This is a genomic window from Providencia vermicola (assembly GCF_010748935.1).
GTDB classification, from domain to species: domain Bacteria; phylum Pseudomonadota; class Gammaproteobacteria; order Enterobacterales; family Enterobacteriaceae; genus Providencia; species Providencia zhejiangensis.
In genome coordinates, this window is record NZ_CP048796.1 from 3,387,103 (window position 1) to 3,407,183 (window position 20,081).

The 20,081-nt window shown below is 41.2% G+C and carries 16 protein-coding genes; 13 read left to right on the plus strand and 3 right to left on the minus strand.

All coding sequences use genetic code 11. The annotated features are described in order from the left end of the window. Positions 1-153: 153 nt before the first annotated feature. Together cspE and G3341_RS15320 are read right to left on the minus strand one after the other, a co-directional pair. Positions 154-363, minus strand: a complete 210-nt coding sequence (gene cspE / locus G3341_RS15315; RefSeq protein ID WP_014657708.1) for a transcription antiterminator/RNA stability regulator CspE — start codon at positions 361-363, stop codon at positions 154-156. A 219-nt stretch (positions 364-582) separates the two neighbouring features. Next, positions 583-1,041 (minus strand): methylated-DNA--[protein]-cysteine S-methyltransferase, encoded by a 459-nt coding sequence (locus G3341_RS15320; RefSeq protein ID WP_154622611.1) that lies wholly within the window; start codon positions 1,039-1,041, stop codon positions 583-585. 290 nt (positions 1,042-1,331) lie between these two features. Between G3341_RS15320 and nrdH the strand changes: the two genes are divergently transcribed. The 11 genes from nrdH (at position 1,332) to emrB (ending at position 14,819) form a co-directional block, all read left to right on the plus strand. Beyond that, the gene (nrdH, locus tag G3341_RS15325; RefSeq protein ID WP_154622610.1) at positions 1,332-1,559 is read left to right on the plus strand and encodes a glutaredoxin-like protein NrdH; all 228 of its coding nucleotides are present in this window, start codon (positions 1,332-1,334) and stop codon (positions 1,557-1,559) included. A 9-nt stretch (positions 1,560-1,568) separates the two neighbouring features. After that, positions 1,569-1,982, plus strand: a complete 414-nt coding sequence (gene nrdI / locus G3341_RS15330; protein ID WP_154622609.1) for a class Ib ribonucleoside-diphosphate reductase assembly flavoprotein NrdI — start codon at positions 1,569-1,571, stop codon at positions 1,980-1,982. Between the two features lie 9 nt (positions 1,983-1,991). After that, complete coding sequence (gene nrdE, locus G3341_RS15335) at positions 1,992-4,124, plus strand: class 1b ribonucleoside-diphosphate reductase subunit alpha (protein ID WP_163862818.1); 2,133 nt, start codon at positions 1,992-1,994, stop codon at positions 4,122-4,124. Positions 4,125-4,137: 13 nt separating this feature from the next. Continuing rightward, complete coding sequence (nrdF, locus tag G3341_RS15340) at positions 4,138-5,109, plus strand: class 1b ribonucleoside-diphosphate reductase subunit beta (protein WP_154622607.1); 972 nt, start codon at positions 4,138-4,140, stop codon at positions 5,107-5,109. Between the two features lie 721 nt (positions 5,110-5,830). Then, on the plus strand, positions 5,831-7,033 hold the full coding sequence (gene proV, locus G3341_RS15345; RefSeq protein WP_154635681.1) for a glycine betaine/L-proline ABC transporter ATP-binding protein ProV: 1,203 nt from the start codon (positions 5,831-5,833) through the stop codon (positions 7,031-7,033). Beyond that, complete coding sequence (gene proW, locus G3341_RS15350; protein ID WP_154624420.1) at positions 7,023-8,201, plus strand: glycine betaine/L-proline ABC transporter permease ProW; 1,179 nt, start codon at positions 7,023-7,025, stop codon at positions 8,199-8,201. Before proV ends, proW begins: the two co-directional genes overlap by 11 nt. Before the next feature lie 86 nt (positions 8,202-8,287). Further along, positions 8,288-9,286, plus strand: a complete 999-nt coding sequence (proX, locus tag G3341_RS15355; protein WP_154624421.1) for a glycine betaine/L-proline ABC transporter substrate-binding protein ProX — start codon at positions 8,288-8,290, stop codon at positions 9,284-9,286. A gap of 199 nt (positions 9,287-9,485) precedes the next feature. Continuing rightward, complete coding sequence (locus G3341_RS15360; protein WP_154624422.1) at positions 9,486-10,685, plus strand: MFS transporter; 1,200 nt, start codon at positions 9,486-9,488, stop codon at positions 10,683-10,685. A 657-nt stretch (positions 10,686-11,342) separates the two neighbouring features. Continuing rightward, complete coding sequence (gene mprA, locus G3341_RS15365; protein WP_154624423.1) at positions 11,343-11,870, plus strand: transcriptional repressor MprA; 528 nt, start codon at positions 11,343-11,345, stop codon at positions 11,868-11,870. Between the two features lie 214 nt (positions 11,871-12,084). Further along, on the plus strand, positions 12,085-13,266 hold the full coding sequence (emrA, locus tag G3341_RS15370) for a multidrug efflux MFS transporter periplasmic adaptor subunit EmrA (protein WP_163862820.1): 1,182 nt from the start codon (positions 12,085-12,087) through the stop codon (positions 13,264-13,266). A gap of 53 nt (positions 13,267-13,319) precedes the next feature. After that, positions 13,320-14,819: a multidrug efflux MFS transporter permease subunit EmrB gene (emrB, locus tag G3341_RS15375; protein WP_231131859.1), complete on the plus strand. Its 1,500-nt coding sequence runs from the start codon at positions 13,320-13,322 to the stop codon at positions 14,817-14,819. 434 nt (positions 14,820-15,253) lie between these two features. Here the strand turns inward: emrB and G3341_RS15380 are convergent, their stop codons facing one another. Beyond that, complete coding sequence (locus tag G3341_RS15380) at positions 15,254-16,291, minus strand: tRNA/rRNA methyltransferase (RefSeq protein WP_163862824.1); 1,038 nt, start codon at positions 16,289-16,291, stop codon at positions 15,254-15,256. A gap of 171 nt (positions 16,292-16,462) precedes the next feature. Between G3341_RS15380 and G3341_RS15385 the strand changes: the two genes are divergently transcribed. Next, the gene (locus G3341_RS15385) at positions 16,463-17,176 is read left to right on the plus strand and encodes a tRNA-uridine aminocarboxypropyltransferase (protein ID WP_154624426.1); all 714 of its coding nucleotides are present in this window, start codon (positions 16,463-16,465) and stop codon (positions 17,174-17,176) included. A gap of 213 nt (positions 17,177-17,389) precedes the next feature. Then, positions 17,390-20,026: a bifunctional acetate--CoA ligase family protein/GNAT family N-acetyltransferase gene (locus G3341_RS15390; protein WP_195848189.1), complete on the plus strand. Its 2,637-nt coding sequence runs from the start codon at positions 17,390-17,392 to the stop codon at positions 20,024-20,026. The last annotated feature ends 55 nt before the right edge of the window (positions 20,027-20,081 follow it).

Consider the following 20,081-nt stretch of genomic DNA (forward strand, 5'->3'; position numbering starts at 1 on the left):
TAACCATCAATGCTTGAATCTGTCGCCAGCCTCATTAACACATCCCTGAGACAGATGAATAGCTATAAACAATCCATAAACCCCATGCAAAATAAAACTCGCTCCAGTTAAACTGGAGCGAGTTTAGAGGCTGTTCGTTTCTATTTGTTGAAATTACAGAGAGACAACGTTTACAGCAGATGGGCCTTTAGCGCCTTCAGTGATTTCAAATTCAACTTTCTGACCTTCTGCTAGGGTTTTGAAACCTTCGCTCGCAATAGCAGAAAAGTGAACAAACACATCTTTGCTGCCATCTTCTGGAGTGATAAAACCGAAACCTTTAGACTCGTTGAACCACTTAACGTTACCTTTAACTTTAGACATCAAATTATTACCTTTAAAATAGAAATAGACACACCATCAGTGTCAAGCTCAGTACAACAGATATACAACTTACTTGTCTACAACCTAGATCACGAAAATTGACAAAAAGCATAAAAAAATATTATTTATCAGGATAAATTTCTAATTTAGCATGAATTATTCTTTATAATAGCAATTAATCCGAATAATAATATTACTGTTAGCCGACTATTTAGCATATTACTTTTCATGCTCTAATAACCAGCCTTTAATGTCTAAACCACCAGTATAACCGACTAGCTTGCCATCATGTCCTAACACACGATGGCAAGGAACAATCAAAGAAATTGGATTACGTGAATTCGCCATACCGACTGCTCGGCAATAGTTCACCGACCCCAATTTCAGTGCGAGGTCTTTATAGCTCCAGCGTTCCCCAAAAGGAATACTACAGAGATGACCCCATACTTTTTTTTGAAATTCAGTTCCTTGTGGATTTAATTTTACGGTGAACACTTTCCGCTTGTGGTTAAAATATTCTTCAAGTTCTTTTGCACATAATTGAGAATGTTCATTCTTGTGCTCAGGATGACTCTTTTGTTCAACAAAATAGATACTTGTCACCCCTTCATCATCTGCCGTAATTTGTACCCAAGGCTTAGGAAATTTTTCCGGTGTCGCCAAATATTGATGATACATAATATCCCCTTAAGAGAATGCCATTATCTGATCGTATATACAGTTATAAACTGTATTATTTCTACTTGGCAATGATATTTTTTCTTAGTCTTGATAACAGAACTATTCAAAACCTCAAAATTTAATTCCTCAACATAAATAATCACCTAGCCAATAATTAGAATAATTATCATTCAATATTGCCAATCCTCTATATATTGTGTGGTTGAAAAAAATTAGATCTATATATAGTCTTTAAATACTAATCATCACACTACTGATAGTCTTCAATACACTTAAAGGTACTCAATATGGCTGTTATTACAATTTATAGTAAACCCGACTGCGTGCAATGTAATGCGACTTACCAAGCCTTAGACCGTAAAAGTATTCCGTATCAAGTGGTCGATCTCACTCAAGATGATGAAGCCTTACAGTTTGTTCGTCAGTTAGGTTATCAACAAGTTCCTGTTGTCGTGGCAGATCAAGAACATTGGTCTGGTTTTCGTCCTGACATAATCAGCCGCCTTTCAGCTTAGGAGAGGGTTATGCAAACGGAATCACTGATCTACTTTTCGAGCCACTCAGGTAATTGCCATCGCTTTGTCGAAAAAGTTGGCCTTCCAGCAACCCGCTTACCTATCGGTGGACAGCAATGCGACATTATTGCGACGACACCATTTGTCCTCTTGCTACCGACTTATGGTGGTGGCGGAAGCCGAGGAGCGGTACCAAAAGAAGTGATCCGTTTTCTTAATATTGAATCAAATCGGCAGCTCATTCGAGGAGTTATCGCGGCGGGTAATACGAATTTTGGCGAGGCCTATGCCATTGCTGGCGATATCATCGCGAGCAAGTGCCAAGTCCCCTATTTGTATCGATTTGAATTATTAGGCACGGAGCGCGATGTACAACGTGTCCGTGATGGACTAAACGCTTTTTGGCAACAAAAACATCATTAGAGCAAGTCAATGGAAAATACCAAAACTAAAGCCACTGTTGATTATCATGCACTTAATGCCATGCTGAACTTGTACAACAGTGCAGGCGAAATCCAGTTTGAAAAAGATCGCGAAGCCGCGCATCATTATTTTCGCCAACATGTAAACCAAAACACCGTTTTCTTTCATGATTTAAAAGAAAAACTCGACTTTTTAGTTAACGAAAACTATTACGAGCCACAACTCCTTGAGCAATATGACTTTGCCTTTATTAAAAAGCTTTTTAAGCAAGCCTATGCACACAAGTTTCGTTTTCAAACCTTTTTAGGTGCGTTCAAATACTATACAAGCTATACCTTAAAAACGTTCGATGGCAAACGTTATCTTGAGCGTTATGAAGATCGTGTATGTATGGTCGCCCTCACCCTTGCACAGGGAAATCAGGCACTAGCAAGCTCTTTGGTTGATGAAATCATTAGCGGACGCTTTCAACCGGCAACCCCGACGTTCTTGAATTGCGGAAAAAAGCAGCGTGGAGAACTGGTTTCCTGTTTTTTACTGCGCATTGAAGACAATATGGAATCTATTGGTCGCTCCGTTAACTCGGCTCTTCAATTATCCAAACGTGGCGGCGGCGTCGCTTTTCTGATGACCAATTTGCGTGAACAAGGAGCACCAATAAAACTTATTGAAAATCAGTCATCTGGCGTCGTTCCTGTCATGAAAATGTTGGAGGATGCCTTTTCATATGCCAATCAATTAGGTGCCCGACAAGGCGCGGGGGCCGTGTATTTACATGCCCACCACCCTGATATAATGCGTTTTCTTGATACTAAAAGAGAAAACGCGGATGAAAAAATTCGCATTAAAACATTATCATTAGGCGTCGTCATTCCTGACATTACCTTTCAGTTAGCCAAAGAAAACAAAGAGATGTATCTATTCTCGCCTTATGATATTGAGCGAGAGTATGGTGTCCCGATGTCAGAAATCAGTGTGACTGATAAATATCATGAGATGGTGAATAATAAAGCCATCAAAAAATATAAAATTAATGCTCGCGAATTCTTCCAAACGCTCGCTGAGATACAGTTTGAATCTGGCTATCCGTATATTTTATTTGAAGATACCGCCAATCGTGCTAATCCCATCGCTGGCCGTATTAATATGAGCAATCTGTGTTCAGAAATTCTGCAAGTTAATCGCCCTAGCATCTATGAAGACGATTTAAGCTATCGAGAAATTGGAAAAGATATCAGTTGTAACTTAGGCTCCATGAATATTGCCAAAATGATGGACTCCCCTAATTTTGCCCACTCCATAGACATAGCAATTAGAGCATTAACCGCCGTTTCTGATATGAGCAATATCCGTTCAGTGCCTTCAATCGAACAAGGCAATCATCAATCCCATGCAATCGGCCTTGGGCAAATGAACTTACACGGCTATCTCGCAAGAGAGCGAATTCATTATGGCTCAGAAGAAGCGCTCGACTTTACCAATATCTATTTTTATACCATCACCTATCATGCACTAAGAATATCGAACCAATTAGCGATTGAGCGTAAAGAGGCTTTCAAAGGCTTTGAAGATTCAGATTATGCGAATGGTCGCTATTTCGATAAATATATCAACCAAAGTTGGTTAGCAAAAACGCAAACCGTTCAGGAATTATTCCGGCGTTCGGGCATCGAAATTCCAACTCAAGAGGATTGGCAATCACTTAAGCAATCCGTGATGGAACACGGTATTTATAACCAAAATCTACAAGCCATCCCTCCAACAGGGTCCATCTCTTACATTAATAACTCAACATCGAGCATTCATCCAATTGTTGCTCGAATTGAAATCCGTAAAGAAGGCAAAATTGGACGTGTCTATTATCCTGCGCCTTTTATGAACAATGATAATCTTGAATATTATCAAGATGCTTACCAAATTGGACCTGAAAAAATCATCGATACCTATGCGGTTGCCACTCAGCATGTCGATCAGGGGTTATCTCTCACTTTATTTTTTAAAGATGACGCGACCACGCGAGATATTAATCGAGCGCAAATTTATGCCTGGCGTAAAGGGATAAAAACACTGTACTACATTCGGCTTCGCCAAACGGCCTTAGAAGGCACAGAAATTGATGGTTGTGTTTCATGTACGCTTTAAAAGGAAAATCAGTATGACTACGCAAATTTCATCTGCTACCGTTAAAGCGATTAACTGGAATCGCATAGAAGATGATAAAGACCTTGAAGTTTGGAATCGTTTAACCACCAATTTTTGGTTACCAGAAAAAATTCCTTTATCGAATGATATTCCTTCGTGGAATACGCTAACGGCTGCCGAGCAACAACTCACAATTAGAGTTTTTACTGGGCTTACACTACTCGACACGATTCAAAATACCGTGGGTGCGCCAAGTTTAATGCCCGACGCCCTTACGCCACATGAAGAAGCCGTTCTGTCAAATATCAGTTTTATGGAAGCGGTACATGCTCGCTCCTATAGCTCTATTTTTTCAACGCTGTGTTCTACCACCGATGTGGATGATGCCTATCGCTGGAGTGAAGAAAACTCTGCGTTACAAAATAAAGCCAAGATTATCTTATCTTATTATTGTGATACTCATCCATTAAAGAAAAAAGTGGCCAGTGTATTTTTAGAGTCATTCTTATTCTATTCTGGCTTCTATTTACCCATGTATTGGTCCAGTCGAGGTAAATTAACCAATACTGCCGATCTCATCCGATTGATTATCCGTGATGAGGCAATTCATGGCTATTATATAGGCTATAAATTTCAAAAATCATTATTCAATTATGATGAAAAAACTCAAGCAGAAATTAAAGAGTTTACCTTTTCATTACTTTTTGATTTATATGAAAATGAAGTGAATTATACGCAAGAATTATATGACTCCGTAGGATGGACGGAAGATGTGAAAAAATTCCTCCATTATAATGCCAATAAAGCCTTAATGAATTTAGGTTATGAGGCATTATTTCCCGATATAGTGACTGATGTAAGCCCGGCTATATTGTCGGCACTCTCACCCGATGCTAATGAAAATCACGATTTCTTTTCTGGTTCTGGTTCTTCATATGTGATTGGTAAAGCGGTAAGTACAGAAGATGATGATTGGGACTTCTAATCAATCAATTTAGTTAACCCATCCCTTTATAAACAACAAAAAAACTATCTAGCTGAATAATATGGACTTTATTTTGATAGATAGTTTTTGGTTCAAAAAACACTCAAATCACTTCGAAATTAACATGCTTTCCTGTTAAATAATTCATTTTTTATAGCCATATCAAATAACATTTCTTCAATAAAGATAGTTACACGCAAGAATTGATAAATAATACTAATTATTCAGCGTTTATTTTTAAATTATTTCTATTTTTATTTTCAAAAAGACCTAAGCGTTAAAATAAACACTTTTTCTTTTTCATTATTACTTCAAATTCTGTTTTAAAAACAAAATAACTTCAAACACAACATAAAGTTAACATGTATATCTGAATTCAGGGTATTTATATATTGAAACGAATAAAAGTACCACTTTACTCAATTTAATCGCTAAATAACTCGCTATTTTTTGATTAATAGTCCTTAACCTAGGGTTGTCAGCACAATTTATTATGCTAGGTTATATTGCTTGTTTATTTTTCTAATAATTTAAAATGGAGTCATTCAAATTAAGCCATAATTATTAAATTCACTTTTAAAATAATAGGAATATCTACCCTTAATATTTTCAACCAATAGTCTAAAGCGTTAATTCGAATTTTGAGTCGCCCTATAAAAATCAGCTTCAATTCGATACCAGCTTTGAGTCATTTATTAATTGAAAAATGGGTAATCACTGTATGCCAATAAAATTAGAAGTTAAAAACTTATATAAAATTTTTGGGGAACATCCGGATCACGCGTTCAAACTTTTAGAATCGGGAATGGACAAAGATGACATCTTTGAAAAAACGGGCCAAACCGTGGGTGTTCAAAATGCCAATTTAGCCATTGAAGAAGGTGAAATCTTTGTTGTTATGGGACTTTCAGGATCAGGAAAGTCAACATTAGTACGTTTACTCAATCGACTGATCGAACCCACCAGCGGGCAAGTACTGATTGACGGAGAAGATATCTCTAATATCTCTGACAAGGCCTTACGTCAGGTCAGAAGAACAAAAATTAGTATGGTTTTCCAATCCTTTGCATTAATGCCCCATATGAATGTCATTGATAATACCGCTTTCGGTATGACGCTTTCTGGTATCCCTAAAGAAGAGCGCCATAAAAAAGCGATGGATGCCCTCCACCAAGTCAACCTTGAAAAATGGGCTTATTCTTATCCCGATGAATTATCCGGTGGGATGAGGCAACGTATCGGTCTAGCTCGAGCGCTAGCAAATGACCCAGATATTTTGTTGATGGATGAAGCTTTTTCAGCGCTTGATCCTTTGATTCGAACTGAAATGCAAGACGAGCTACTCTCTCTTCAGGGCGACAAGCAACGCACTATTGTGTTTATTTCTCACGACCTTGACGAAGCGATGCGTATCGGTGATCGGATCGCCATTATGCAAGGCGGCGTTATCGTTCAAACAGGTACACCAGACGAAATATTAAATAATCCCGCTAATGATTACGTCAAAACCTTCTTCCGTGGTGTCGATATTAGCCAAGTCTTTAGTGCCAAAGATATTGCCCGCAGAAGAGCCGATGCATTACTACACATCGCGCCAGGTTTTGGTCCTCGCTCAGCCCTCAAAGTGCTTAATGACGACGACCGTCAATATGGCTATCTACTTTCACGAGGCCATACCTTTGCAGGGGTCGTTTCTATCGAGTCATTAGAAAAAGCATTACAACAGAAACAAGGTATTGAAGCTGCTGTCATCACCAGTATCGAGCCAATCCAAGGTGATACACCTCTCAACGAGGTGATTTCAACGGTTGCGCAAGCTCCCTGTGCTGTTCCTGTGATCAATGAGAAAAACCGCTATCTTGGTGTGATCTCAAAAGGAATGCTGCTACAGGCACTGGATAAGGAGACATCAAATGAGCAATAACACACAAGAGCATAAAAATGACCATCAAGACCCATGGGCAGATGCGCAGGTCGATGAAACCTCAAAGCAAGAGGGGACAACAGAAACCAATACAGAAAGTGACCCATGGGCAATGAGCTCAGACAATCAGGCCTCAACGGATAGCGATCCTTGGGGGAATGCCACAGATACGTCTACACCGGCTGACACAGGGGGGAGTGATTGGCTTGATGCCGCACCAGCCGACAGTATTGTGCCTGAACATTTCAATATCATGGATCCTTTTCAGCAGACACTGATCCCTCTTGATTCTTGGGTTACTGAAGCAATTGATTGGATCGTATTACATTTTCGCCCTGTTTTTCAGGGTATCCGTATTCCAATTGATTTCATCCTCAGTGGTTTTGAACAATTTTTAACCTCCCTACCTTCGCCCGTAGCGATTATCTTATTTGCATTAATAGCATGGCAACTGTCAGGCCGTATGATGGGAGTTGCAACGCTGATATCGATGATTGTGATCGGTGCTATCGGCGCTTGGTCTGAGGCTATGGTGACGCTTTCTTTAGTACTCACCTCTCTCTTCTTTTGTTTGATCATTGGGCTACCACTCGGGATTTGGTTGGCGCGTAGTGACAAAGCCGCCAGCGTTGTTAGGCCAATACTCGATGCCATGCAAACAACCCCAGCCTTCGTTTACTTAGTACCTATTGTTATGCTTTTTGGTATTGGTAACGTCCCGGGCGTTGTCGTCACAATCATCTTTGCTTTGCCTCCGATTATCCGCCTCACCATCTTAGGCATTAAACAAGTTCCTGCTGACCTAATTGAAGCGGCGGAATCTTTCGGTGCAAGTCCTAGCCAATTGCTGTTTAAAGTCCAACTCCCTTTGGCAATGCCGACCATCATGGCCGGGGTAAACCAAACCTTGATGTTGGCGCTTTCGATGGTTGTTATTGCATCGATGATTGCCGTCGGTGGCTTAGGACAAATGGTACTACGCGGTATTGGTCGTCTTGATATGGGACTGGCTTCTGTCGGCGGTGTCGGCATTGTTGTACTGGCTATCGTCCTTGACCGATTAACGCAATCCCTAGGTCAAAAATCGCGTAACAAACAGTCTACTCGCTGGTACCAACACGGCCCAATAGGCCTAATCACCCGACCATTTAGTAAAAAATCGAATTAATTTTTAATTCCCTATTCACGATAGAGCCGTCAATACGGCTCGTCGCTTGCAAAGGCAAGCCAAAACGACAAACAGAGGTATCAATAATGAAAAAACCGATGATATTGGCAACAGCCCTGACGACCTTACTTGCCGTTCCACTCGCTAATGCAGAAGATCTGCCTGGTAAAGGAATAAAAGTCACGCCAGTTCAAAGTACGATTAGCGAGGAAACGTTTCAAACATTGCTGGTAGCAAAAGCACTGGAAAAACTAGGTTATGAAGTCGAACCCATCAAAGAGGTTGACTATAACGTCGCCTATGCATCAATTGCGAATGGTGATGCAACCTATTTGGCGGTTAGTTGGGTGCCATTGCATGATGCTCAATATAATGCAGCCGGTGGGGATAAAGCCTTTTATCGCCAAGGTGATTATGTGGTTAATGCCGCTCAAGGCTACCTAATCGATAAAAAAACCGCTGAAAAATATAACATCACCAATATTGAGCAACTAAAAGATCCTAAAATTGCCAAGTTATTCGATACTAACGGCAATAATAAGGCGGATTTAACTGGTTGTAATCCGGGATGGGGGTGTGAAGCCGCAATCAATAATCATTTAAAAGCGTATGATTTAGAAAAAACCGTTGAACACAATCAAGGCAACTATGCGGCCATGATGGCAGATACCATCACACGCTACAAAGAAGGCAAGCCTATTCTCTATTATACATGGACTCCTTATTGGATCAGTGATGTACTCAAACCCGGTCGTGATGTTGTTTGGCTAGAAGTTCCTTTCTCTTCGATGCCTAATAATGACAAAACAGAGACTAAACTGCCGAATGGTAAAAATTATGGTTTCCCACCAAATACGATGCATATCGCGGCAAATAAAAAATGGGCAGAAGATAACCCAGCAGCCGCTAAGCTATTTGAAATCATGAAACTGCCTATTGCCGATATTAATGCTCAAAATTTAAGAATGCATAACGGAGAAGCTTCACAGTCCGACATCCGCCGTCATACAGATGCGTGGATCAAAGCCCATCAATCCACCTTTGATGGTTGGGTCGAGGAAGCGCGAAAAGCGGCTGAAAAATAGTCTCAATCGCTAATCTGACTTCTAAGCCACCGCATTAGGTGGCTTTTTTTCGTTAATGAATAAATGACACTCGCTAACGCTAATCGACTCGTATTCTCATCACTCACCTGAAACCGGCTCATTAATTGATAAAATGTTCCAATGACATCGCTAAAAATTGTTTATAGTAGTGACCTTATGAATAATGAGTAGATAATGAATGAATAAAGCACCACAAGCAGAACTCACGACAGGTTTAGTTATCTTAATGGCCATTGCGACAGGCCTTGTCGTGGCAAGTAACTACTACGCACAACCCCTTCTGGAAACCATCGCGACACAGTTTAACCTGACAACCAACATGGCAGGCTTTATTGTCACCGCCGCCCAGTTAGGCTATGCCGTTGGCTTACTATTTTTAGTGCCTCTAGGGGATATCTTTGAACGCAAGCGTCTCATTTTAGTAATGACCACCTTGTCTGCCATCGGCCTACTCATTACAGCGCTATCTAATAATGTATGGCAAATACTTTTAGGAACTGCGCTTACAGGGCTATTTTCTGTTGTCGCTCAAGTTTTAATTCCCATGGCCGCAACCCTGGCAAAACCGCATCAAAGAGGAAAATCTGTCGGCATTATCATGAGTGGATTACTCTTAGGAATATTACTGGCCAGAACTATTTCAGGGGCAGTAGCAATGATCGGTGGATGGCGAACCATCTATTGGGTCGCTTTTGGGTTATTAATTATTTTGATTATTGTGCTTTCATTTAAGTTGCCACGTTATCACCAAAAAACAGAACTCAATTATTTTCAGCTATTACTTTCAATTGGTCGCCTATTTTGTGGAACGCCAGTGTTAGCCGTTCGCGCACTATTGGGTGCTTTGTCTTTTGCCAACTTCGCACTACTTTGGACGGCAATGGCTTTCTTGCTTGCAAGCCCCCCATTTCGTTTTTCAGAAGGCACCATAGGACTGTTTGGTTTAGTTGGTGCCGCTGGGGCGTTGATGGCTTCACAAGCGGGCCATTTGGTGGATAAAGGTAAAGGCAAGCGAGTCACGACGATTGGATTGATTCTCTTATTTCTGTCGTGGATACCCATTGGATTTGCCAAAGACTCTCTGATTGCTTTTATTATAGGCGTGTTAATTCTGGATCTTGCCATTCAAGCGGTTCATGTCACCAATCAAAGTACTTTGTATCGCATCCTCCCCGAGGCGCGCAATCGTATCACCGCGGGTTATATGACCAGCTATTTTATTGGTGGTGCTCTTGGCTCTTTATTATCTGGCTATGCTTATGAACAAGCCAGCTGGGAAGGGGTTGTGGTATGCGGAGCAGTATTATCTGTCGTTAGTTTGGTGATTTGGGCGATAGGATCGCGCTTCGATCCCGCCATATACCCATCAGATGAATAAAAGGTATTCGTTGAGAGTGACTGCGCTTCAGGAGCTCTCAACGAATTGAAAGCACAAACATCAGTAAATGTAATATATTGAAATACTCCTCTCGTATTTACTCCCCTCATCTTTCTCTATCGCCTCCCCATCACAATCACAAATTTTTACCGATGGTTTTATTTTGTAATAGTTACATAGGCAAAAATCATCAAATAACACAATTAAACAAAAAATGTCGCTCAATATAAAGTTACAATTTAGTTTCTAATTATGACTATTACCCAATGGTATGATGATCAATGAGTTAGTTTCCACTTGATTTTATATAGCTGATAGATGAAAGGTTTACAAATCCTGTTGAATAATGAATGTAACCGTAGTTTAGATCGTAATTACATGATTTTATTTTGTTTTACTCTGTGACTATCAGCCTTAAAAATAAAATAAAATGATTATTTTACTCCTATAAACTAATTTAAAAGGCAGAATGATAGAATTACGCTATACTAAACCGAGTAAATTACATTCATAAAATTTATGAATTATGTATCATTATCAAAATAAATTTGATGATATCAATTAACTACAATTGCTAATTTTAGCTTTTGATATACCATTTAGATGGTTGATGACAGTTGTAATCTTACCAACTGAAACTAATAAGGTATCTAAATAATGGAAAGTTCATTTACTCCGACAGAAGAGCTATTAAATGCTCGTGTCGCACAGCAAAATTCGCATAACAATCCTATTCCCTATCAGGAGATCCTCCTAACGCGTCTTTGTATGCATGTTCATGGTAAACTCCTTGAGTCACGTAACAATATGCTCAAGGCACAAGGGATTAACGAAACACTGTTTATGGCGTTAATGATCCTAGATACAAAAGATTCTCGAAGTATTCAACCTTCTGAGCTAAGTGCAGCTTTAGGTTCTTCACGAACCAATGCAACGCGTATCGCTGATGAGTTAGAAAAAAATGGTTGGATTGAGCGTAAGGAAAGTCACAATGACCGCCGGTGCTTACATCTTCACCTGACTGAAAAAGGCTCTGAGTTTTTAGCTGGGTTACTTCCGCCTCAGCACACTGCCTTAAAAGATATTTGGTCTGTATTAGAGCTAGAAGAGCAACAACAACTCAACAAATTGATGCGTAAGTTACTAATTAAGCTAGATACTGTTAAAGATTATAGCAATTATTAACCACTATAATTTTGTGGGTAATGTATTTGAGGCATTTATAAGCTAAAAGACGAAAAAAGACTTTTCTGTCTGAAAGATTTCGCTATCCTTTCTATCTTGTGCTTAAGATATCCCATCAAGCAAATATATCAGTTGTTGTCTCAGTTTCCAGTGGTTAGCGCTAACTACTGGGAACATTCGTGATCTAAAATGCCGATGAGCGGAGAACACCAGAATGAGTGCCCATGAGGAAATTCAATCAACCCCTAATCAACACCCTAATAAAAAAAGAAAACGCAGAAATGCTTTACTATTTCTCACCTTCCTTTTTATTGTCGTGGGTGTTGGCTGGGCTATCTACTGGTTCTTCGTCTTACGTCATTATGAAACGACTGATAATGCCTACGTAGCAGGTAATCAAGTCCAGATACAGTCACAAATATCGGGGAGTGTTATGACGGTTAACGTCGATAACACAGATTATGTGAAAAGTGGCACAATCTTAGTTGAACTCGATCCTAGAGATGCCCAGCTAGCTTTAGAAAAAGCGAAAACAACGCTCGCAAACAGTGTTCGCCAAACCCATCAACAAATCGTAAATAGCCGTCAATATCAAGCGAACATTGATATGAAACGCTCTGAATTAGTGCGACTGCAAAATGATTTAAAACGTCGTGAAGTTCTTGGCAGCAGTAATCTCATTGGTAAAGAAGAATTGCAACACGCGCGAGAAGCTGTTGTGAGCGCCAAAGCCGCTCTTGAAGTTGCCATTGAACAATTGAATGCAAATAATGCCATCATCCTAGATACCCCATTAGCCAAACAACCTGCCGTCGAAGCTGCCGCCACAGAGGTGAGAAATACATGGTTGGCGTTACAGCGGACAAAAATTGTCAGCCCTGTTGATGGTTATGTTTCACGCCGTAGCGTACAAGTAGGCTCACAAATCACGACCGCAACACCGTTGATGGCTATCGTACCTTCTGAGGGAATGTGGATCGATGCTAATTTTAAAGAAACTCAATTGGCTGATATGCGCATTGGTCAACCTGCCAAAGTCACTACGGACTTCTACGGCAAAAATATCACTTTCAACGGCACTGTTGTTGGATTAGATATGGGAACTGGTAGCGCGTTTTCTTTACTGCCAGCTCAAAATGCGACAGGAAACTGGATTAAAGTCGTTCAACGTTTACCGGTACGCATTGCATTAGACCCAACACAATTGGAACAATATCCATTACGTATTGGTCTATCCACAGAAGTGACCGTTGATACGCTTAATAAAGATGGCAAAGTGCTTTCAAAAGGTCTGCGTGATGCTCCGGCCTACCATACCTCTGCACTGGCGATTGATATGTCTCCTGCGGACAAAATAGTTACTGATATTATTAATAGTAACTCAGGCAACAAATAATCTGAGGTGTAATTGTGACAAATGCGCCTTTAACAGGATCTAAACTTGCATGGATGACGATAGCCCTCTCGCTCGCCACCTTTATGCAAGTTTTGGACTCAACGATTGCGAACGTTGCCATCCCTACAATCGCGGGTAATCTCGGCGCCTCGAACTCTCAGGGGACTTGGGTCATTACCTCATTTGGCGTGGCCAATGCAATCTCAATCCCTATAACGGGATGGCTTGCTCGTAGAATTGGTGAAGTACGATTATTTTTATGGTCTACGGGTCTCTTTGCTCTTACTTCATGGTTATGCGGCATCTCTGGTAGCTTAGAGATGCTTATTTTATTTCGTGTATTACAAGGGCTTGTCGCTGGCCCCCTCATTCCTTTATCACAAAGTTTATTGCTTAATAACTATCCACCAGCAAAACGTAATATGGCGTTAGCATTGTGGTCAATGACCATCGTGATTGCCCCCATTTGTGGGCCAATACTTGGCGGTTATATTAGCGATAATTACCATTGGGGTTGGATATTCTTTATCAACGTCCCCTTTAGTATTGCAATTATTTTTGCCATCATGCAGACACTAAAAGGTCGTGAAACAAAAATTTCTATTCAACCTATTGATACTATTGGCTTAGTGCTATTAGTGGTTGGAATTGGTGCTCTGCAAATTATGTTAGACCAAGGAAAAGAACTGGATTGGTTTAACTCTACTGAAATTATTGTTCTTACTATCGTTGCTGTCGTTGCCATTTCGTTCTTAATTGTTTGGGAGCTGACTGATGACCATCCAGTCATTGACCTTTCACTCTTTAAAGAGCGGAACTTTACGATCGGTTGCTTATCACTCAGTCTCGCTTATATGCTCTATTTCGGCACCATCGTACTACTGCCTCAATTATTGCAGGAAGTCTATGGCTATACCGCAACATGGGCGGGGCTTGCCTCAGCCCCTGTCGGTCTCTTACCTTTACTGATCACGCCAATCATTGGTCGTTTTGGTAATCGGATTGATATGCGCTATATCGTTACGTTCAGCTTTATTATTTATGCTGTTTGTTACTACTGGCGAGCCTATACGTTTGAGCCTGATATGGGATTTGCCGCGGCAGCATGGCCACAATTCGTACAAGGGCTCGCAATCGCGTGTTTCTTCATGCCTTTAACAACCATTACGTTATCAGGGCTACCCCCTGAAAAAATGGCGTCGGCATCGAGTTTATCCAACTTTACACGTACGTTAGCCGGCGCGATAGGCACATCGATCACCACCACGATGTGGACACAACGTGAAGCCATGCACCATGAGAATCTGACAGAATTTATCAACCCCTATAACCCAAATGCTCAGCATATGTATAGTGAATTGGCGCAAATGGGCATGAATGAACAGCAGAGTGCCGCTTATTTAGCGAAAACAATCACAGACCAAGGGCTGATCCTATCGGCAAATGAAATTTTTTGGTTATCAGCAGGGATCTTTATTTTACTCATGGTGATTGTTTGGTTTGCCAAACCGCCATTTGGTGCAGGTTCCAAAGGTGGCGGTGGCGCCCATTAGTGATGAATTAAGATCCTCGTTATTCCTTTGACTTGGATGACAGGATCTTAATGGTTAATGCCTTCATTTAGAGCAAATTGCGTGATTCTTTCTGCCGCGTCTAATACCCGATTCGCTCGGCCAAGAAATATCATCGTGAGCATGCGCTGCTTTATTGGCTAACGACCTACTTTCTATCTCACTTGCTGTATAGTTATTAGTTCTCTTTAGTACAGTATGTTGGCGTTATCTTTGAAGCCCAACATAACAGGTAGCCGTATATTGGCATTGGCGGCTTGTCTCGTGAAGAATTTAGATAAACACAAGCATTGGCCTTCTTGACGGGTATGATGTTAAACGCCCTGAGACAGAAAAGTCGTTTTGCCATAAAAATACTGCATATAACCAGTCAGTTAAAAACTGTTTATATGCAGCTATATCATAAATGCGCGTGATTATTTGGCTTTATTTTGCTGCCACCATTGCGCCAGCATCACACCTGTCGCAACTGACACATTCAAACTTTCAACTTTACCTGTACCACCAATGTACAGACTCATATCGCCTTCGTTCCATACACTGTCACTTAGACCATCACGTTCTTGCCCTAACACTAAAACCATTTTTTCAGGGAGCTGTGCTTTCGCAATATCTTGACTACCTTTATGGCTGGATGTCGTCACAATGGTATAACCGGCTTGACGGAAATGGTTCAGTGTATTGCTAAGTCCATCAGCATCAATTGCTTTGATATGCTCGGCCCCACCTTCTGCTGTACGGATCGCCGCTCCCGACTCCAGCATGCCAGCATCTTGTAGAATGACACCTTGTACACCAAAATGGGCGCAGCTACGCATAATGCCACCTAAGTTATGTGGGTTACCCACATCTTCAAGCGCGAGCACACAATCTTTCGCTGGTGCTTGTTGCAAATAGGTTTTAGCATCCATACCACCACGTTTTTTAATGATGAAACAGACACCACCATGATGTTCAGTCCCCGATGCTTTGGTTAGCTCTTCATCATCCACCACGTGGTAAGCTTTACGGTTTGCCGCCATCCATTTTAACGCATCACGAAAGCGTGGAGTCACTGACTGCAAGAACCAAGCTCGCACGATGGCATCTGGGCGGTTCTTAAACATGGCCTGACACGCGTTTTCGCCATAAATACGCGTTTCTTCTAAACGTTGCTTGCGCAATTGCTCAGGATCGATTTGGCTTTTGCCAGAAATACCACCATGATCATTCATCAGCTCATCACTGTTTGGCTTCGATACTATGCGCCAAGCCGAACGTTCACGAGGTGGCTGACCTCTTCTATCATCGGAGCGACCCGTACGATCATGACGACGCCCGTCTCTTTTATCATGAGATCGCTTATTATCCTGTTGACGCTTACCTTTGCTATTGCCGTCATCTTGGCCTTCGCTACGGACATACATCACTTTTACTTTGCCATTCTTACCATTAAAATCATTCGAGTCGTTCATTGCTATCCCCTACAAAGCTATGGCGCGAAGATTACATGATGTTACCGAGCTACGCCACTGATTCCCACTATTATTGCATCTAAAAGATAGCGAATATACTGCTATCGTCATGCAACAGATTTACGTACAATACGCGCTTTGTTTTATCGATATCGAAAACCAACGCCCAACATGACTAAAAATGCCGTTTATACATTACGCCAAGAACGTTTAGCGACTTCAACAAAACCTTTTAAGGCGCGAGGGTGTCGGGTTAAGCGCTGTCAATACTGCTTGCTACCTATCCCTCAATGTCTGTGTCAAGATATCGCGCCAACTCAAGCCAAAAGTCAATTCTGTTTAGTCATGTATGATGGCGAAGTATTCAAGCCAAGTAATACCGGAAAACTAATTGCAGATATTTTACCCAATACGCTGGCTTTTCAGTGGTCAAGAACGGATCCTGCCCCTCAATTACTCGCTGCCATTCAAGATCCAACACGGCAGCCTTATATTATTTTCCCAGAAAGTTATGCCCAAAATGGCAGAACCGTCGTTAATCAACCGACAATTTCGGATAAACCGGCCTTATTTATTTTATTAGATGGTACATGGCCTGAAGCCCGTAAAATGTTTCGTAAAAGCCCTTATTTCGATAACATTCCCGTGCTGTCGATCAACACTAAAATACGTACTGATTACCTGTTACGCACCCCATCAAAAGAAGACCAACATTGCACCGCAGAAGTTGCAGCTACCCTCTTAGAATTGGCTGGTGACACCCCGGCTTCCGAACAGCTTTTTAAACATTTCAGCTTATTTAGAGATAAATATTTAGAAGGCAAACCTCATCATCCGCTCGCTAAACAGCTACAAGCAGAAAAAAGCTTAACTCATTGTGAGTAGAAAAAACCATTCACACTGTTTTAGGTTCATTAACAAATATGTAATTTGAAGATTGCGGCTGATTTAAAACGTGAACGTCATTAGATTATTCCATTAAATAATCAGGATAAACTGGCACTAATAACCCAATACGGCATAGTATTAGTTGGCATCTCTATATTCGTTGAGGGTGTTTTCGCTCACTAAAGCAAAAGGTTATCAGCCATGGGTTTACTGAGTCAGTTAGAATCGTTATTTAGACCGAAATCAATCGCGGTGATTGGTGCTTCTGAGAATCCGAATCGTGCAGGTTCGGTAATGATGAAAAACTTATTAACTAATGGTTTTAAGGGACCCATTCTCCCTGTCAATCCTAATCGAAGCTCTATACTTGGGGTACTCGCGTATCCCTCGATTGATAAGCTACCTTTAAAGCCCGACCTTGCCGTTATCTGTACTCATCATTCCAAAAATCCTGATTGCTTAAGGCAACTAGGCGAATATGGCTGTAATGTCGTTATCGTTTTATCATCACCATCGATTCAATTTAATGAACTTAAAAAAATAGCCCAACAATATCAAATGCGCTTACTCGGCCCTAATAGCCTCGGTATTTTAGCGCCATGGCAAGGGCTTAATGCAAGTTTCTCCCCCATCCCCATTCTTAAGGGGAAACTCGCATTTATTTCTCAATCCGCAGCCGTGTCTAACACGGTATTAGACTGGGCTCGCCATCGTGATATTGGCTTCTCTTATTTTATTGCTCTGGGAGATAGCATCGACATTGATATTGACGATCTTCTAGACTATCTGGCTCGTGACAGTAAAACCAGTGCTATCCTGCTTTACCTTGAAAGTATCAGCGATGCTCGTCGTTTTCTGTCTGCGTCACGTAGCGCATCACGGAATAAGCCAATCCTTGTGATTAAAAGCGGCCGAACCCGTAAAGCCCAGCAGCTATTGGGCGAAAAACCGAGCCTTGATGCAGCTTACGATGCTGCTATTCAGCGAGCAGGCTTGCTGAGAGTACAAGATACTCATGAAATGTTTTCTGCTGTAGAAACATTGAGCTATATGACACCATTACGTGGGGAACGTTTGTCCATTATCAGCAATGGTGCAGCTCCTGCCGCAATGGCGCTAGATGAACTATTACAGCGTAATGGTAAGCTAGCGACATTAAGTCAAGAAACGGAAAATGAACTAAGTTCGCTACTGCCACTTGACCTATCAACCCAAAATCCTATTGATTTAGGTGATGATGCGACCGTTGATCGCTACATCGATGTTTTAAATAAAATGCTCGATAGCCATGATCATGATGCCCTATTGTTGATTTATACCCCCAGCGCGATAACAGACAGCAAAACCATGGCTGAAAAAGTGATAAAAACGATCAAACAGCATCCAAGGGGTAAATGGCTAACTATACTGACAAACTGGTGCGGTGAATATTCTTCACAAACGTCGCGTCGCCTCTTTAGTGAAGCCGGTATCCCAACCTATCGAACACCAGAAGGGGCAATAACGGCCTATATGCACATGGTTGAGTATCGCCGTAACCAAAAACAGTTAAAAGAAACACCGGCACTGCCAATTGGAATCACCGCTGATACCCAGCAGGCGCATACCTATATTCAGCAAGCCCTACAAAATCACACACTTCATTTAGATACACATGAAGTTCAGCCCATTTTACGGGCATATGGCCTAAATAGCTTACCCACATGGATAGCTCATTCAAGTGAAGAAGCGATTGAAATAGCTGAAAAAATTGGTTATCCCGTTGCTTTAAAACTCCGCTCACCGGATATCGTACACAAGTCAGAAGTTCAGGGGGTTATGCTTTACTTACGTAATGCCAAAGAAGTCGGAGATGCGGCAAAAGCGATTATGGAACGTGTATCAACCAACTTTCCAAATGCGCGTATTGACGGCTTGCTTGTGCAAAGTATGGCAAACCGTGCTGGAGCGCAAGAATTACGTATTGCCGTTGAACTCGATCCGGTTTTTGGACCTTTAATTATGCTAGGTGAAGGGGGGATTGAGTGGCAACAAGAAAGCCAAGCCGCCGTCGCCCTTCCTCCATTGAATTTGGCACTGGCTCGATATCTGGTCATTCAGGCGATTAAAGGGTATAAAATCAAAGCGCGAAGTGCGCTGGCCCCCTTAAATATTCCAGGTTTAGCAAGCTTACTGGTACGAGTTTCCAACCTAATCATTGATTGCCCAAACATTGCACGCCTTGATATCCATCCTTTGCTCGCTTCTGGTGATGAATTTACTTTGCTTGATGTTTCAATGACTTTAATTCCCGATCACGAAATTCAAAAATCAAGATTAGCGATTCGACCATATCCAAGTGAACTCGAAGAAACGATCGCATTAAAAGATGACCTCAGCTGTTTACTAAGGCCAATACTGCCAGAAGATGAGCCATTACTAAAATCGTTTATAGCGCAGGTTACTAAAGAAGATCTTTATTATCGATACTTTAGTGAAATTAGTGAGTTTACTCATGATGATCTCGCCAATATGACGCAAATAGATTATGACCGCGAAATGGCGTTTGTCGCCGTAAGAAATCAAGATTCAAACCCTGAAATTATTGGTGTCACACGTGCGATGGCGGATCCTGATAATCAAGAAGCTGAATTCGCTGTTCTTGTTAGATCGGATATGAAAGGATTAACACTTGGTTACCAACTCATGAGCAAGCTGCTGAGCTATACGCGCTCACATGGAATTAAAAAGCTTACCGCGATCACTATGCCTGAAAATCGCAACATGATCAGTTTAGCTAAAAAGCTAGGGTTTGACGTTGACCTTCAATTTGATGAAGGGGTTGTAAACTTAACATTACATTTATAAGTTATAGTCTTCGCCAATTTGTACAACAATTAAACGGAATTTTAATTTATACTAA